Consider the following 16,205-nt stretch of genomic DNA (forward strand, 5'->3'; position numbering starts at 1 on the left):
TGTTTTTTCTTAAAATATTTTATTGATCTATTTCGGGCTCTTCTGTAGGGACCACCTCAATACTGTCTGTTTTTACCACTTTAACCTCTTTCGTCTTAGCGACTTTTGCAGCTGCTTCTTTTAAATCACTTACATATCCAAGTTTAAGCAGGGCAGGAACTACATGTTTTCCGGCAAGCAAAACCGCCTTACTGGAACCTCTCGTCGACTCTATTCTGATACAAACAACGATATGTCCTTTGCCTGACTTTTTCTGTGCAAAAAAGACATACCAGCCGTCATTTATTCTAGCCGCTTTCCAGACCCGCTCCGGTGTACCCGTTTTACCTGCAACTTTCAGTCCTAAAGTATAGGACTTATTGACGCTTTGCTTCACCATATAGTCTGTAAGTAACTCTGCATATTTCGGATCGTTACTTAGCTTGATGCCAGGCTGAATAGCGGTCAGCGAGTCACTGATCTTTAAGACAAAACGGTTTGGAACAAGTACACCTTTATTGGCTACCCCAGATACCAGTCTGGCAATAGCCGCCGGAGTAGCGATCAATTCACCTTGTCCCCAGGCCATTCCTGAAATTCCTTTAGCGCGTGTACGACGGATATTGGAAGGGTCATATTTTGGTTTAGTATTAAATTCAGTCTTTCTCCAATAGTTGAGCCATTTATCTTCCTGCTTTTCATTGTTAGCTCCTTTATTGTAATAATATCCACCTACACCTCTTAAAAACATTCCTGTTTTCATATATAAGGAAGCCATGTCTTCCTGAAGATGTTCCTGATTAGCGAGTTTGATAAAGTACACATTGTTTGATTTTACCAGGGCCTTTTCCATATTTATTGTTCCTGTTTCATCAGGTTCTATTCCTTTGGTCCGGATTCTTTCTGCACGGCTAACTGTAAATGTCTTATTAACAACTGATGGTCCAAGTTTGTTAAAAGCAGCCATAGCAGTTAGCACTTTAGCCGTAGAGCCAGGTTGGGTCGCATATGTGAAACCCAGATCAGCATTGGTATGCCATCCAGATAACCTGTTTTGTTCTGCGGTGGTCATGGTGAGTAGTTCCCAATCTTTAACTGTAGGCAAAGGATAAACAGCAGAGGTCAGTACATCACCAGTTTCATCTTCCATAATGACCACAGATACGCGACTCTTTTTTAGAGAATCATCCTGTGCAATGGATTGCTGAATAGAGGTTTGTAATCTCGCATCGACTGATAATTTAACATCTCTGTTCCTCTTTTTAAAGGCGGCTACTTCCTCACTGTTTACACCGGCAAGAAGTAGTGGTGCCAATGCCGCATAATCCCGTTTGCTAACGGTCATTTCTTTTACACCTCTTGGTAGAAAACGATCTTCACGGTAACGGTTGGCTATGGTGTTAAATGAAGTAGTAGGGGTATGGAACCCTCTGAGTTCCGCTGCATGTTCATACTCTGCAAAATACCCGTTTGTACTTCCGTTAAATACGCCTGTATTGGCATCACCAACCCAAAAGAAAGCCTGTTCTTCGAAAGGATAATATCTGTCTACCCGTTTATGAACTGCTGAATCCAGATTATAAGAAAGTCCGGATTCTTCTAATGTGCTATTTTGCTTCCTGATCAGATCAGGATTGCTGGTTGCTAGTACCTGTCCATTTCTGTCGTACAACTGACCTGCTTCGAGTTTATTCATCAGGATTGCAATACGGGGATTATAGCTGAACATACGTAATCCACTGCGGTCGGCTACCAGGGCAGGTTGCACCACCCACTTTTTATTGTTGGCGATATATCTGGATACCGTTATGGTAAGGAGTAACACCGCAACACTGGCCGACAACAACGCCGGTACCAGGTTTTTATCCTGTTGTTTGGTGATGAATTCCATTTGTACGGCTGTCCCCCGGATAGAAGATACAGACAGTAACAAACCGGCTGCAAGCATATTTGCAACAAGAGAGGAGCCTCCATAACTGATAAACGGGAGTGCTACCCCTGATAAGGGAAGGGCCCCGGTAGATCCCCCTGCGATTAATAAAAACTGGGCAAACATACTGATTCCAATTCCGGAACTTAAATAGAACAGAAAGGGCGTTCCGGTTTGTCTGCCGATATTAATAGAACGGTTTAAAAAGACCAGAAAGAGGATAAATACCGCTACAATTCCAGCCCATCCGAAGTCTTCACCTATAGCAGGGAGGATCATATCGGTATGTGCTTCCGGAATGCTTTTCGCAAAACCTTCTCCGACACCCTGACCGGTAATACCACCGCCCGACATAGCCCAGATTCCATTGGCCACCTGATCACCACCATAGACCTCGTTGTTCCATGGGTTCTGCCATATTGATTTACGCTCTGTAAGCCGGTTAACTGGTCCTGGAATAATGCGATCAAGGTAAGGAACCTGGTCTATCAGCAGGAATCCGGCAATGACCATAATAATCATAATTGCGGATTCGCTGGTTCTCTTTTTGTTGAGTACCATAGCCAGTGCAACCAGAAGTACCGTAATTAGACTGGCCAGCCAGATGTTTAAAAACCATACGGTAAAGGTGTAGGTGATGATCGCGATGATCATCATCATAAAATCCCCGCGGGAGAAAGAGAAAAGAATGATAAAGGTAAAACAGATGACCATGGCTGGTCCAAGGTCCCCTAAAACAAGGTAAAGTAAAATTGCGATAACCATTGCAGTTAAAGCAAAAGAGAAAAAATACCAGCGCTTTCTCCAGGTATGGTATTCTGTAATAAACTTCTCATTGCTGGCGAAAAATCCAGCGAGAAATAGAATAATGGAATACTTAACAATTTCACTCGGCTGTACGCCAAAAAGGTTAACTTTTACACCACTACCCTCAGGACCGGTTCCAAATATAATGGTTAAGGAAAGCAGCGCCAGGGAAAGGCCTGCCCATTGCCAGCCATTTGCTTTTCCAGTGCTTTTAGGGAGCAGCAGCATCCTGTAAATCCGGGAATCTACAGTGAATTTCCGGAACTTGATAAAAAGAAGGATAGTTATGCCAAGGATGCCCATTCCGAAAAAACTAAGGGTATCTTTTGCCAGGAATCGATCGCGCAGGGGATCCTGCAGGCTCAATAACGTGATAAATGATAAGCCCGTCATGAGCATGATTACAGGTAGAATGAGCTGATCTGCCTGAGGGAATTTGACCGTCATTAATAAGTGGATCAGGAAAAAACCTAGAAAAAAGCAACTGGTGATGATCCAGTACCATTGGTTATATTCCTGCGGTGTACGCACAATTAATGATTTCTCTTTCTTGAGGATTTTAAAGTCACGTGCCGAGAAAAGCCGGATGCTATGCGGACTTTGTTTAAAAGTAAAGGAAGCATCTTTTTGCAATTCCTGTACACCTTGAGATTTGCCGAATTGATAACCAGGTTGCATTGGGAGCACCGCAAAGGCCTGCTCAGCAGGAAGATTTTTGAATGCAAACTGTCCATCTTTGTTTGTTCTTACGTAAACCTTTAATGCCGGTTTTGCAATTTCCTCATCGTCATTATCGGTATAAGCGCTGTCCTGCGGTAAAATCATTTGTAGCCGGATCAGAACTCCTGAAACCGGTTTTCCAGCGGTATCGATCACCTTTCCACTGATGTGATTTTCACCCTGATGGAGATCTGTTTCCGAATTCAAAATTGCAGGATTTACCTTTTCCTTTTTGAAAAGAAGAGAATCATCACCGGTATAACCCAATAACGCCCTGGAATCAAGAACTCTCTTTTTAAAATTTTGTCCACCTTTATTGAAAGCTTCATCAGCTTCTATAAAAAACCTACTCTTGTTTAGTTCACCCACATTATCTATAGGTTCCTTAAATGACTTTGCCCCGCTGCGTACTACGGATTCGACCAGGCTGATGTCTCTCTTATCCTCAAAATAATAACCTTTTTGCAATAACCTTTTAATCAACTGCCCCGGATTCTTATCATTGATATTGATCATGGTGCCGCTTTCTAGCCGGGAATCTACATCAAGAAAACCTTTTTGCAGCGTTTGGAAAAGTGTAAAGAATAAGGCTGCCAGTATTACTGTTGCCAGTAAAATCAGCTTACGCTCTGTTTTTCTATTACTACTTTTAGTTATCGTTTCTTCCATGGGGCTTATTTGGAAGTATTTGGTATGGAATCCGCCTTGAACGAACTACGGGAGATCTTTCCGTTAATATATCCCTTTGCTGGTAAATCATAAATGGTTTGTATGGCGTTAGGAGAATTTTTAAACTGTATATTTTTTAATACCAGTGCATTGTTTTTTGAAGAAATGGCTGTATTGAAATCCTGAAAAGTGATGTTTTCCAGGTATACATAATTGTTTGCCGACTGGATGATCATCGCATTGCCCCTAAATGCAGAGTCACTTTTTATGGTGATTTGATTTTTAGAAATCAGGAAGAGAGAGTCTTTCTCAAATTGTAAAGACTCGGTAAGTATGATTGGCGATTTAAAGATAGAATCACTTAAAATTAACGTATTTCCTTTGAGCTGATGAAGGGCTTCCTGAAGTTTGATCTCCTGGGCATTTTTGCCGTTTCCGGTTTTTACCGGCAGGGGCTCTTTGGAATAACTCAGCTGATACTTTTGCCAAAATAAATAGATACAGGCAACTAAGAGAATCAAACAGAGAGCTGAAAGTAGTATAATGATGTTTTTATTGTTTTTTGGCGGGGCTTGCATTTCGGGAATGTCTAGTTCATTGACCGTTGCCGGGGCAGTGATTGTGTTTTTGGGCCTGGAAGCAGGTTTAGTAGCTTCATGGATCCTGGATTGATTGTCGTTTTTTACAAGGACGACAGTAATGTTGTCCAAGCCTCCGTTTGTATTGGCTGCGTTGATGAGCTGAGTACCCTTTTCTCTCAGGGAGCTATCGGTAGTTAAGATGCTAACGATTTCCTTTTTATTAACCATATCCGACAGGCCGTCACTGCATAATAATAAGAGATCCCCCGGAAGGAATGGAGATTCTCCTGTTTCCAGGTAATCTTCCTGACCGGCCATTCCCATCCCAAAACCAAGCGCTTTATTGATTTCATTTCTTTTGGGATGTTGCATCGCCTGTTCTTCAGTAAGTCGTCCGGAGTCTTCCATGAATCCAACAAAAGATTGATCTTTTGAAATCTTTATTAAGGAGTTATCGCGAAGGAGGTATAATCTGGTATCACCTACATGAACATAATATAGCTTATTTTGACGGAGATCAATCACAGCCAGTGTCAATACACAAGCCATGTTTTCATGTCCTTTTACCCTTTGTTTTTCCACGATAATCTGTGCGTCGGCAGCGAGAATAGCCTCCTTCATTAGCAGGGGCAAATCTGCTTCTGGGTTAGCCAGGTAATGAAGTATAGATTTTCTGGTAATTTCTGCTGCGATTTCACCTCCTGAGTATCCACCAACGCCGTCAATGACACAAGCAATTATAAAGTCATTTGCCGAACTGCGCTCTGCAATAAAAGCATCTTCATTATTGTCACGAATTTTTCCAATATCGGTTATTCCAAAATAATTATTATCCATTTCTATTTGGGCGAATTTTTAATGTCGTTGAAATGTGCAATCAACAAGAGCACACATAGTACTAATAACGCTATAGATAGTGCATGCGACATATATCAGGGTTTAAAAATATTGATGCCTATGATCCCGTTGAGTATAATTCTTGAATTGAGGGGTAATTCAGTCCACTTTGGTCCGTAAATGTCACTTCTTTCCACCAGATTTTCATTTAAGATTGTCTTTTCTCCAAAGGAAGCCATATAAAATTTATCCTCTGCATTATTATAGTGGATTTTGAGGTGAGGACTGTTGACCCATTCTGATGGAATCTTAAAAATATGGGTGCCTTCGCTTGTCTCCTCGTTTCCTGAAATCACAATATCTTCTGCTTTCATCAGGTACTCCAGCTTCTGACCAGCATATGCTTTATTAGGCAGGGTAGTTTCAAAGCGCGCAAGAACGCTGGTCTTTCTGGTTTCAGCGGGTGCTCTGTCCGGCATTTTCAAATCTGCCAGGTAGGGAATTTCATAATAGCCCTCGCTATAGAAAATAAAATCCTTCAACAGATCATTATCCATATCAAAAGTCTGTGCAAGTCCGGTTTGTCTGGGTATGAAGGTTACCCTCAGGTTTTCGTCTTTAAGGTTACTGTCTGGCAGTAATTTGCCAATAAAGCTAATGTCCCCGCGACGGTAATCAGGGTGAGATACGAAACGGAAAACCCATTTATTGCTGGAAGGTTCTACCTTTTTTCCCGAGGCCGCCTGTTTATTCAGAAGCAGATAAAAATTATCTACCGATTCCTGGGCAACAAGTCCCAATATGCCTTTTTTATTATCCACAAACTCTCTGTAATCGTCTGCATTAAGGCAAATGATAAACTCATGATAGAAGACTACCCGTTCGGCAAATGACAGTTCAGCAATGGATTCCTGAAATTTCTGTATGATATATTTATAAACTATGTTGGGTGTTAGTGGCTTTAGCTTAGCGGATGATTTGGTACTGTTGTCATTTAAGAACCAATCCTGGATACCTATACGTTGCCAAAAAGTAGGTTTTGTAGTCATTTTTTAATTTAAGTATCTAATAAGAGCTGAATATAGTGATATTGACTAATACTATATAGGAACAAATATCCACAATAGATGTTTTAGTAGCTGAAGTCACTGGCATATTTCTGAGTAATTTATCTATCTTGGTAAAGTATACTTTCTTCAACAACCATTTATCGCAATTATTGCAATGATGAAAAAAAACGTTTCCATATTTGTTTTGTTCCTGCTCATTTCAGGGTCAGGATTAGATAGCAATGCACAATATAACAACGCGGTTAAAGCGCAGATTAAAAAAGTAGAATCGGGATTAAGAAATGTATAGGTTTACACTTGAACTGTTGTTCCAGATCATAGGAATAGGTTCAGCATCCGGTTTATTTTTGAAAGACAATTCGTTATATGTAATCGGCGATAACAGCTCGTATTTCTATGAGTACGAGATCAAGTCTTCAACGTTGAAGCGCTTTGCCTTATACGATAAGCCTGCTGAAAATATACCGAAGAAACTCAAACCTGATTTTGAAGCCCTGACTTTTTATGGAGATTCTTTTTATCTTTTCGGATCGGGTTCTACAGAAAACCGAACTAAAATGTTTAAAGTGGATGCGGATTCCAGAGCCGTAATCTCCGTTGTAGATTTAGCTGATCTTTATAAGTCTATGCAGCTATTAGCAGGATTGAGTGCAGAAAATTTTAATATTGAAGGAGTGGTTTATACCGGATCGTATTGGTGTTTTTTTAACAGGGGGAATGGAGATATAGGGAAAAACATGGTCTTTGTTGTCCATAATAAGAGTTTAACTGATCATCCGGAAATTACATTTAAGGAATTCAGGCTTCCTGAAATCGGGGGAGTCCGGGCTGGTTTTACAGATGCAGTGGAACTGGATGGCAAGCTTTATTTTCTGGCAGCAGCAGAGAACACAAACTCGACTTATAATGATGGTGAAGTTTTAGGAAGTATGATCGGTTGTATTGATGTAAAAACTATGAAGCTGGATTTTACAGAGAAAATCTCCGGCCAGCACAAATTTGAGGGACTGGCTTTGCAACATAAAGGGGAGCAGGAACTATCCTTTATGTTATGTGAAGATAATGATAATGACCAGTTAAAAGCAGATATTTATCTATTGAAGCTCAAGCGGTAAACGATACAATAAATAATGTTTTTGTTTGGTTTTTGCTATTTTAGCGGGAATTTTAAACAGAAATATGCAAGAGATAAAATGGGGTATTATTGGTTGTGGTGATGTTACAGAAGTTAAAAGCGGACCTGCATTTAACAAAGTTTCCAATTCTTCTTTAGTGGCAGTAATGCGGAGAGATGCTGCCAAAGCACAGGATTATGCGCTTAGACATGGTGTGCCAAAGTGGTATACCGATGCAGATGAATTGATTAACGATCCGGAGATTAACGCCATTTATATCGCCACGCCACCCGCTCAGCATGAAGCTTATTGCTTACTTGCTCTTGCGGCCGGAAAACCGGTATATGTAGAAAAACCAATGACTTTAAATGCGGCGTCCGGGAGGAGAATGCAAGCTGCATCGGTATTATATAATACCAAACTTACAGTTGCACATTACCGGCCTGCCCAACCCATGTTTTTAAAGATCAAGTCTCTTCTTGATGAAGGTGCGATCGGAGATATCCGTTTTGCCAGTTTGCAGATGTTACAACCTCAGGAATCAGCAATTATTGCAAATTCAGCAACCAACTGGCGCCTGGATCCGGCAATTTCCGGAGGAGGCTTATTTCACGATCTGGCGCCTCACCAACTGGATTTGATGGTTTACTTCTTTGGTGAATTTGATCAATCCTCAGGTTTATCTTTAAATCAAACGGGAAAGGCCAGGGTCGATGATCTTGTGACCGGACATATTCAATTTAAAAGTGGAGTAATCTTTACCGGAACCTGGTGTTTTTCAGTTTCAGCACAAGACAAAACGGATAGCTGTGAAATCATCGGGTCCAATGGAAAAATCAGCTTCCCTGTATTTGGAAATAGAGTTGTGCTGAAAAAAGAAGGTAAAGAAGAAGTATTTGTTTTTGATGCATTGGAGCATGTTCAGCAGCCCATGATTGAAAAAGTAACTGCTTATTTCCTTGGTGAAGCGGAAAATCCCTGTTCTGCTGCCCAGGCTATATTATCTATGGAACTGATGGATAGCTTCACCTATCAAAAATAAGAAAAATGTTGGAGCAAAATTATTCTACACCATCTTTCCCATTTTTAAACTCTTTTATTCCTTTCCCTAATCCACCCAATAGTTCCGGGATCTTTTTGCCTCCAAACAGCAATAAAACGGCTAATAGAATAAGGACAATTTCTTGTGTGCCAAGCGCGGCAAGCAGGGGAGTATGCAACAACATTTAGATTGATTTTTAGTTTTTTGGAATAATTGGTTCTTTTGTTTCTGTGCTTACAGGTTCATCGTCTGCATTTACAACATTGATATTCCTGTGAATTTCACGTTTTACACCTTCGGAAGCATCCTTGAAATCCCTGATTCCTTTCCCCAGTCCACGGGCAAGTTCAGGTAGTTTTTTACCTCCAAACAACAACAGGACAACTGCGAGGATCAGCAGGATTTCACCACTGCCCATATTTAGAAATTCGAGTAAGATCATATTCGTTTCATTAGTGTAGTTACAAAACTACTTGTACGAGATTAAAGCCGCATTAAAATGGGATTAAAATTCAAAAGGGCATATCGCAATGAAAGTTGTTGCGCTTGATGTTTTAAATAATTTTAGTAATTTTCGATATGAATAAATTAGGTCTCCTTTGTGCAGCCTTAGTCTTAAGTTTGGCGGGTTGTAAAAATAAATCTTCAGAAACAGTAAACGATTCAAAAGAAATTGCAAGCCTTTTTGATTCCTATTGGGAAAAAAATTCCAAACTGTTCCCTTTGGATGCGACTTCACAAGGAGATAACCGTTATAATGATCAGCTGCCTAACGACGGCACCAGGGCATTCCGGGATACCTTGAAAAACTTTTATCAGGACTATCTTAATAAGGTAGAGAAGTTTGACCGGGAAGTATTGAACGACAATGATAAACTAAGTTATGATGTTTTCAAATATGATCTTCAGATGAAACTGAAAGGTCTGGAGTTGAATACCTGGATGATTCCTGCGCAACAGTTCTTTTCATTGCCTTTAACGATGGGACAGCTGGGCTCCGGATCAGGAAATCAGCCTTTCAAAACGCTAAAGGATTACGAAAACTGGTTGGGACGTGTTAAAGGATTTGCGGTCTGGACGGATACAGCTATTTCTAACTTCAGACAAGGAATGGCGGCAGGTATGGTCTTGCCAAAACCTCTGGTGGAGAAGATGATTCCACAAATGGACGCAATGATCGTTACTGACGCGCAGAAAAGCTTATTCTACGATCCGATCAAAAACCTGCCAAAGGACATTTCAGCAAGTGATAAAGCAAAAATAACTGCGCTGTACCAGCAGGCCATCTTAAAAGAGCTGGTTCCGTCATATCAGAAACTGAGTACTTTTCTTAAAAACGAATACCTTTCTAAATCCAGGTCTAGCTCGGGAATTTCTTCAGTTCCGGCGGGGAAGGAAATTTATGACTATAATGTAAAGTACTGGACCACTACCAATAAAACTCCGGAGGAGATTTATCAGACCGGATTATCTGAAGTGAAAAGGATTCGCACGGAAATGGACAGCGTTAAAAATAAGGTGGGCTTTAAAGGTGATTTAAATGCATTCTTTACCTATCTGAAAACAGATCCGAAATTTACCCCATATAAAACACCAAAAGAAGTTATTGCCGCCTTTAATGCCATTTATGATAAGATGAAACCTCAGCTTCAAAAGTTATACCATAAGGTTCCTAAAACTCCTTTTGAAGTCAGACAGACTGAGGCTTTCCGCGCTGCTTCTGCAAGTGCAGAATACAATCCGGGATCTCCGGATGGATCAAGACCAGGAATCTTTTATATTCCAATCCTGGATGCAACAAAATTCAACATCACCTCAGGAATGGAGTCTTTGTTTCTTCATGAAGCCATCCCTGGCCACCATTATCAAATCTCTTTACAGCAGGAAAGTAAAGACATGCCTAAATTCAGACGCTTTGCGTGGTATGGTGCAATGGGGGAAGGTTATGCCTTATATTCAGAATCTTTGGGTAAAGAACTGGGTTTATACACCGACCCTTATCAATATATGGGGGCATTGGGTGATGAAATGCACCGTGCGATCCGTTTGGTGGTAGACGTTGCCATTCATACAAAGAACATGAGCCGTGAGGCAGCGATTAAATATATGATGAGCAACGAAGCCATCAGCGAAGAAGCAGCTACTGCGGAAGTAGAACGCTATATGGCTTTGCCGGGACAGGCATTATCTTATAAAATTGGCGCTTTAAAGATCAGAGAGTTACGTGCTAAGTACGAAAAACAGCTGGGTGCTAAATTCATGATCGTGGATTTTCATGACGAAATTTTAAAGGATGGCGTAATGCCTCTTGACGTTTTGGAACAAAAAATGGATGCATGGGCTAAGCGGATAAATGAAGGAAAGTAATTTAATATTATCCTATATCATTGCACTGGTTACAGTTATCCTGATTTATTTCCTGCGACTCTGGTGTTTTGAGATGATCACCACAAATTATGGAGGTTTCTATTATGCCCTGATATTTTTGCTCAGCATGGCAATTGTAATTTTTTTCCATATCAGGTATAAAGTATCAAATCGTTTTAAGACACACCTGATGGCTGTGGTCTATACAGGCTTACTATCTTTCTTTCTGTACTACACCAGTGTAAACCTGCAGATGTTGTTTTATAGCACTGTTGGAGAGTCTAAAACAACGGTGCTCAAAATTGACAGTGTAAAGGGACACCGGATAAGAAGTACAATAGAAGGTGGTTTAATCTTTGTGACCTATGAAAATCAGGCTATAAAATTTAAATCTTCGGGAACTACTTATTTTGCATTGAAGGATAAAGACCAAATCCGGCTGGACATTGGAACAGCTGGAGCAAACAATTTTTATGTGAGCCGGATCTATTGGAAGGATGGGGAGAAATGGACGGCCAGAGTGCTTTATTGGAAGTACCGGTTTAAATTTTTAAAGTATTTACTGGGTTTCGTTTTAATTGTAGGAGCAGCCGGTTTGCTTGCCCAATGGCTAAATAAGAGAAGGGGAGTTCCAGATAAGCCTTTGCTGGATTTTGAGAAATCCCCTTTCAAAGTGATGCTGGTTATCTTTGGTATTTTGATAACTATAGGACTCATTCTTTATATCGGTTTGTTTTTATACATGCATTTTAGGTATGGTTATCCTAAAAGTAATTGATATTCATTATTTTATGTTAAAATGTAAAATAATACTTTATTTTTTTAGAGATAATTCTTATCATTGAAAAAAAATATCTCTTTGATGAATCAGATTTTAAACAGGCCAGTCACTCTGCCTGGAATTGCGTAACAACAGCCTGCTCTTTACAGGTAATAACTTAACCTCGGGTTAAGCAGTTATTCTATTGTTTTAAAATCAAGAAAATCCAATGTTTTTTATAGAATCTAAACGGTTGAAATTAATTCCGTTAACTCACCAGTTACTACGTTTGTGCCAGGTCAGCAGGCCTGCCATGGAGACTTCACTGGGAATAAATATCTCTGCAATGCAAATTGATCCTGCCTATCAGGTAGAACTCCATGATGCCCTTACCAACTTCTGGCTGCCAAAAACGAAAGAACATCCTAAGCAGTATCAATGGTATACCAACTGGGAAATTGTGGATAAGGCAACCAATATCGCCATCGGCGGAATTGGCTTTGTGGGACATGTGAATGAAAACGGAATCGTAGAAATGGGCTATGTGATCGATCAACGTCAGCAAAGAAATGGTTACGGCACCGAGGCGATACAGGCGATGGTAGACTGGGCTTTCCAGGATGAGGCTGTTCAGGCAATAATCGCACAAACAGCTCCGGAAAATTTTCCTTCGCAAAAAGTGCTGCTTAGGAATGGCTTTGTACAAATCGCGGGGACTAATGAATTACTTGCTTTCAAAAAGAAGCGCAGGTAATTTCTTTAGTGTCAGTTGTTATTGAGATTAAAATAATATTTTACTACTTTAGGAAATGCTTGAGGCAATATTTGGTTGGGTGTTTGAAACCTGGTATAATGCTTTTATTGCATTATTCATCTTCTTCAATACGCTGTATTGGTCCATAACCGCGGCCGGGATTTTGATATTCAGGTATATGGTCCGCAAAAAAGGTTTAACCAAAGTTCCAAATCATCACCTGTATGCCGGTCAGATATCAAAAGAAATCAGACAAAGCATGCGTTCTATTTTGGTGTTCAGTCTACAGGGAATTCTAATTCAACAGGGACTTAAACAGGGGTGGTTTCAGGTCAGTTACGAGGTCAATTGGTGGCTATTGCTGCAAATCCTTGTTTTGTTTTTTTGGAATGAAGTTCATTTTTACTTTTCTCATGCTTTGCTTCATACCAGGTTCATGATGAGATATATTCATAAAGTACACCACCAGTCAAAAGAACCTACCGTGTTTTCTACATTTAGTTTTCATTGGATAGAAGCTTTTTTGCTGGGCACGGTGATTGTATTTCCTTTACTTTTATTTCCATTTCAGGCATTGGCAATTTTATCCTTGCCGGTAATGAGTCTGGTTATCAATTTGCTTGGACATTGTAATTATGATTTTTTTAGCCAATATGCACCCGAACATATATTTAAATTTTCCTATCGTCACAGCATGCATCATAAAAAGGGAAAAGGGAACCTGGGCTTCCTATTGCCCTGGCTGGACAAAATTTTTAACACTTCTGTAAAAAACATTTCATGAACAAAGTATACATCACTTCCACAGGAAGCTTCTTACCCAATGAGCCGGTAAGCAATGAAGAGATGGAGGGTTTTCTAGGGAAAATTAATAACGTACATTCCCGTACAAAAGATATTTTTCTGCGAAAAAACGGAATTAAAAATCGCCATTATGCTCTGGACAGAGAACAAAGGACGACGCATAAGGCCTATGAAATGGCAGCCCTGGCCGTAAAGGACTGTATGGACCGAAGTCATCTTGATCAGGTAAATGTAGAAATGCTGAGTGCCGCGACAACTCAGAGTGATTTGCCCGTTCCTGGCTTTGCCAGTATGGTACATGCAGAAACCAGTATTGGCAGGTGTGGACTGGCTTCGCATCAGAGCGTATGCGCTGCAGGGATGATGGCTATCCAGAATGCCTACTTACAGGTAAAGTCAAATACGGTAAGGAATGCAGTCTGTTGTGCCGCGGAGCTGCCCAGCAGAATGTTCAAGTCCAAGCGCTTTGAAGGACAAGAGGCCTTTGCAATTCAGGGAGCTGCCTTGCCGCTCGAAACTGATTTTCTCCGGTGGATGTTGAGTGATGGAGCGGGAGCAATGCTGTTGCAGGATGAACCAGGAGATGCGCTTGCACTGGAGATTGAGTGGATAGACCTGAAATCTTATGCCCATACCTATGAGGTCTGTATGTATACCGGAACGAATAAAGAAAATGATGGCAGTATAGTAAAAACCTGGTTGGATTATGATACGATTAGTGAGGCCAATTTTGAAGGAGTGTTGAACCTGAAGCAAGACATGCAGCAGGTTGATAATATCGTTAAACTGGGCATACAGCGCTTTTTTGAGTTTATCGATGAAGGAAGATTTAAGCCCGAAGAGATAGATCGCCTGGTATGTCATTATTCTTCTCATCATTTTAAACCTCAAATTATTGAGCTTCTTAAAAACGGCGGAATAGAGATCCCTGCTGAGAAATGGTTTAGTAATCTGTATACGGTAGGGAATATTGGTTCTGCTTCTATTTTTGTAATGTTAGACGAACTAATGAAAAGCGGGGAATTGAAAGCAGGGCAAAAGATATTGTGTATGGTACCTGAAAGCGGACGGTTTATTACCGGTTATATGATGCTGACGGTCCGTAAAGATACATCGAAAGCAGTCTCGGGATATACTGAACAGATTGAGGAGATTAAGCCACCCGAAATCCGGGTACAGGATAAACCGGTTCAGGAGTGGCTGGTACGTCAGCTAACTGGTGTCTGGTTTGACTTTGAACGTGGATTACAGCAGGTACCGATCGTTAGAAAAATCTTTAAGGGTACATTGACCCTGGAGGAATATAAACGCTTATTGGTGAACCTGCGTCAGCAGGTGATCGATGGTTCTCAATGGATTGCGCGGGCCGCTTCAAATGTAAGCATGGAATATTTTCCGGTAAGATCAGCCTTTATCAGGCATTCTTCGGACGAACATAGAGATTATCAGATTCTGGAGAAAAATTATATCAATTGTGGCGGGCAGGAAGAAGAGATTCTGACCGGTATTAAAAATATAGGGAGTGAGGCTTTGAGTGCTTTTATGTTCCATAGGGCCAGTCAGCCTAATCCATTTGATCTATTGGGCGGAATGTTTATTATAGAAGGTTTGGGAAACAGGGTTTCTGGAAAATGGGGGCGGGCAATCCAGCAACAACTACATCTGGATAAGGATCAGGTTTCTTTTTTCATTTACCACGAATCCAGCGACAGTAATGACAATCATTTTGAACGCTTTGAACAAGCGATACAATCGGATTTACTGACCCAACAAATGGCCGAGAAAATTGTTAAAACAGCGAAAGTGGTAGCTAAATTATATACCATGCAACTGGAAGAACTGGATAACTTTTAATAGAGACAACTATGCTACATAAAAGAGAGTATTATGAAAAGATGGTCAATGAACCCCGGAATCCAAGTCATTGGCATGCACTTTACCTGGATAAAAGCGTTCCTTTTAACCCCGATGCAAAGGCAGCATTTTTGTATGACTCTTCTTCAAAAAGCCGACAGTTTTTATATCCGGTAGCAAAGGTGTTTGCAAGGCTCTCCATTGTATTGATGCAACTTTTTAAGATTGTAATTCCCAACTTAATTAATGCACCAAAGTTGTTGCATAAATGCCTGTATCTGGGCATGAAGTATTTCATCACTCCTGAAGCAAATTTTGTCATTTTACGTCATTTTTACCTGGGTTCGGAAGTATTACGTTTCATTAAAGACAATGTGGATGGCGCTCAGGACATCCCGATGAATCCTTTGAAGCCCTTGTCTGTGAATGAGGTGAAAGATAACCTGTTTCTGGAGCATGACCTGAACCTTTACAATTTTATCATTAACCTGAATATTGCGATCGCTGAGAAAGGACTTCAGATTGTAAAAAAAGATAATCCTGATTTTAGCGCAATCTCTGAAGGAGAGATCCCGTTCGAGAATTTTAGAGATGGCTGGACCAATTTTATAGACCTGGGTACCGCGATAGAGCTTTTTACCCCGGTGTATCAGTTTTATCTAACGGACAATGATTTTTGGAGGGCTACAAATTCTCTTCAGCTAGATGAAGTAATTGGTATTTATGCCAGTACAATTATGGATTGTCCTGAAAAGCTGACCGCTTTAAACAATAAACATCCTATGATTCCATTGCCTACTGCCGGTGCTGCTTTCAGGTTATTGCTGCACGGCTTTTCTACGGAGGTATTGCATGGTATGCTTGTTCAAAGAAAGATATCTCTTCAGAAAGAAAAATAATAAAAATTAGATAATCG

At 40.5% G+C, this 16,205-nt stretch carries 14 protein-coding genes; 9 read left to right on the forward strand and 5 right to left on the reverse strand.

The window, feature by feature from the left end; genetic code table 11:
* Positions 1-19: 19 nt before the first annotated feature.
* From BFS30_RS22630 to BFS30_RS22640, 3 genes are all read right to left on the reverse strand, one after another.
* Positions 20-4,105: an FtsW/RodA/SpoVE family cell cycle protein gene (locus tag BFS30_RS22630; RefSeq protein WP_083252196.1), complete on the reverse strand. Its 4,086-nt coding sequence runs from the start codon at positions 4,103-4,105 to the stop codon at positions 20-22.
* Positions 4,106-4,110: 5 nt separating this feature from the next.
* Entirely contained in the window at positions 4,111-5,523 is a 1,413-nt protein-coding gene (locus tag BFS30_RS22635; protein ID WP_069381369.1) for a PP2C family protein-serine/threonine phosphatase, read from the reverse strand.
* A 95-nt stretch (positions 5,524-5,618) separates the two neighbouring features.
* On the reverse strand, positions 5,619-6,572 hold the full coding sequence (locus tag BFS30_RS22640) for a hypothetical protein (RefSeq protein WP_069381370.1): 954 nt from the start codon (positions 6,570-6,572) through the stop codon (positions 5,619-5,621).
* A 175-nt stretch (positions 6,573-6,747) separates the two neighbouring features.
* Between BFS30_RS22640 and BFS30_RS28140 the strand changes: the two genes are divergently transcribed.
* From BFS30_RS28140 to BFS30_RS22650, 3 genes are all read left to right on the forward strand, one after another.
* Positions 6,748-6,882 carry a hypothetical protein gene (locus BFS30_RS28140; protein ID WP_257785589.1) on the forward strand — a complete coding sequence of 45 codons (135 nt, stop codon included), beginning with the start codon at positions 6,748-6,750 and terminating at the stop codon, positions 6,880-6,882.
* Positions 6,875-7,708, forward strand: coding sequence for a DUF6929 family protein (locus BFS30_RS22645; RefSeq protein ID WP_069381371.1), 834 nt, complete (start codon positions 6,875-6,877; stop codon positions 7,706-7,708). The genes BFS30_RS28140 and BFS30_RS22645 overlap by 8 nt, the downstream gene beginning before the upstream one ends.
* Positions 7,709-7,772: 64 nt before the next feature.
* Complete coding sequence (locus tag BFS30_RS22650; RefSeq protein WP_069381372.1) at positions 7,773-8,750, forward strand: Gfo/Idh/MocA family protein; 978 nt, start codon at positions 7,773-7,775, stop codon at positions 8,748-8,750.
* Positions 8,751-8,769: 19 nt separating this feature from the next.
* Here BFS30_RS22650 and BFS30_RS22655 read toward each other — a convergent pair whose 3' ends face one another.
* A complete protein-coding gene (locus BFS30_RS22655; RefSeq protein WP_069381373.1) occupies positions 8,770-8,934 on the reverse strand; it encodes a Sec-independent protein translocase subunit TatA/TatB in 165 nt (54 codons plus the stop codon).
* Between the two features lie 12 nt (positions 8,935-8,946).
* A complete protein-coding gene (tatA, locus tag BFS30_RS22660; RefSeq protein ID WP_069381374.1) occupies positions 8,947-9,192 on the reverse strand; it encodes a twin-arginine translocase TatA/TatE family subunit in 246 nt (81 codons plus the stop codon).
* A 137-nt stretch (positions 9,193-9,329) separates the two neighbouring features.
* Here tatA and BFS30_RS22665 point away from each other — a divergent pair, with 137 nt between their 5' ends.
* From BFS30_RS22665 to BFS30_RS22690, 6 genes are all read left to right on the forward strand, one after another.
* Positions 9,330-11,117, forward strand: a complete 1,788-nt coding sequence (locus tag BFS30_RS22665) for a DUF885 domain-containing protein (protein ID WP_069381375.1) — start codon at positions 9,330-9,332, stop codon at positions 11,115-11,117.
* On the forward strand, positions 11,104-11,895 hold the full coding sequence (locus BFS30_RS22670; RefSeq protein WP_069381376.1) for a hypothetical protein: 792 nt from the start codon (positions 11,104-11,106) through the stop codon (positions 11,893-11,895). Before BFS30_RS22665 ends, BFS30_RS22670 begins: the two co-directional genes overlap by 14 nt.
* Positions 11,896-12,106: 211 nt before the next feature.
* A complete protein-coding gene (locus tag BFS30_RS22675; RefSeq protein ID WP_083252197.1) occupies positions 12,107-12,631 on the forward strand; it encodes a GNAT family N-acetyltransferase in 525 nt (174 codons plus the stop codon).
* 55 nt (positions 12,632-12,686) lie between these two features.
* Entirely contained in the window at positions 12,687-13,415 is a 729-nt protein-coding gene (locus tag BFS30_RS22680) for a sterol desaturase family protein (protein ID WP_069381378.1), read from the forward strand.
* Positions 13,412-15,289 carry a beta-ketoacyl-ACP synthase III gene (locus BFS30_RS22685; RefSeq protein WP_069381379.1) on the forward strand — a complete coding sequence of 626 codons (1,878 nt, stop codon included), beginning with the start codon at positions 13,412-13,414 and terminating at the stop codon, positions 15,287-15,289. Before BFS30_RS22680 ends, BFS30_RS22685 begins: the two co-directional genes overlap by 4 nt.
* An 11-nt stretch (positions 15,290-15,300) precedes the next feature.
* Positions 15,301-16,188 carry a DUF6999 family protein gene (locus tag BFS30_RS22690; protein WP_069381380.1) on the forward strand — a complete coding sequence of 296 codons (888 nt, stop codon included), beginning with the start codon at positions 15,301-15,303 and terminating at the stop codon, positions 16,186-16,188.
* Positions 16,189-16,205 lie beyond the last annotated feature (17 nt).

It is taken from the genome of Pedobacter steynii (assembly GCF_001721645.1).
Lineage (GTDB): Bacteria > Bacteroidota > Bacteroidia > Sphingobacteriales > Sphingobacteriaceae > Pedobacter > Pedobacter steynii_A.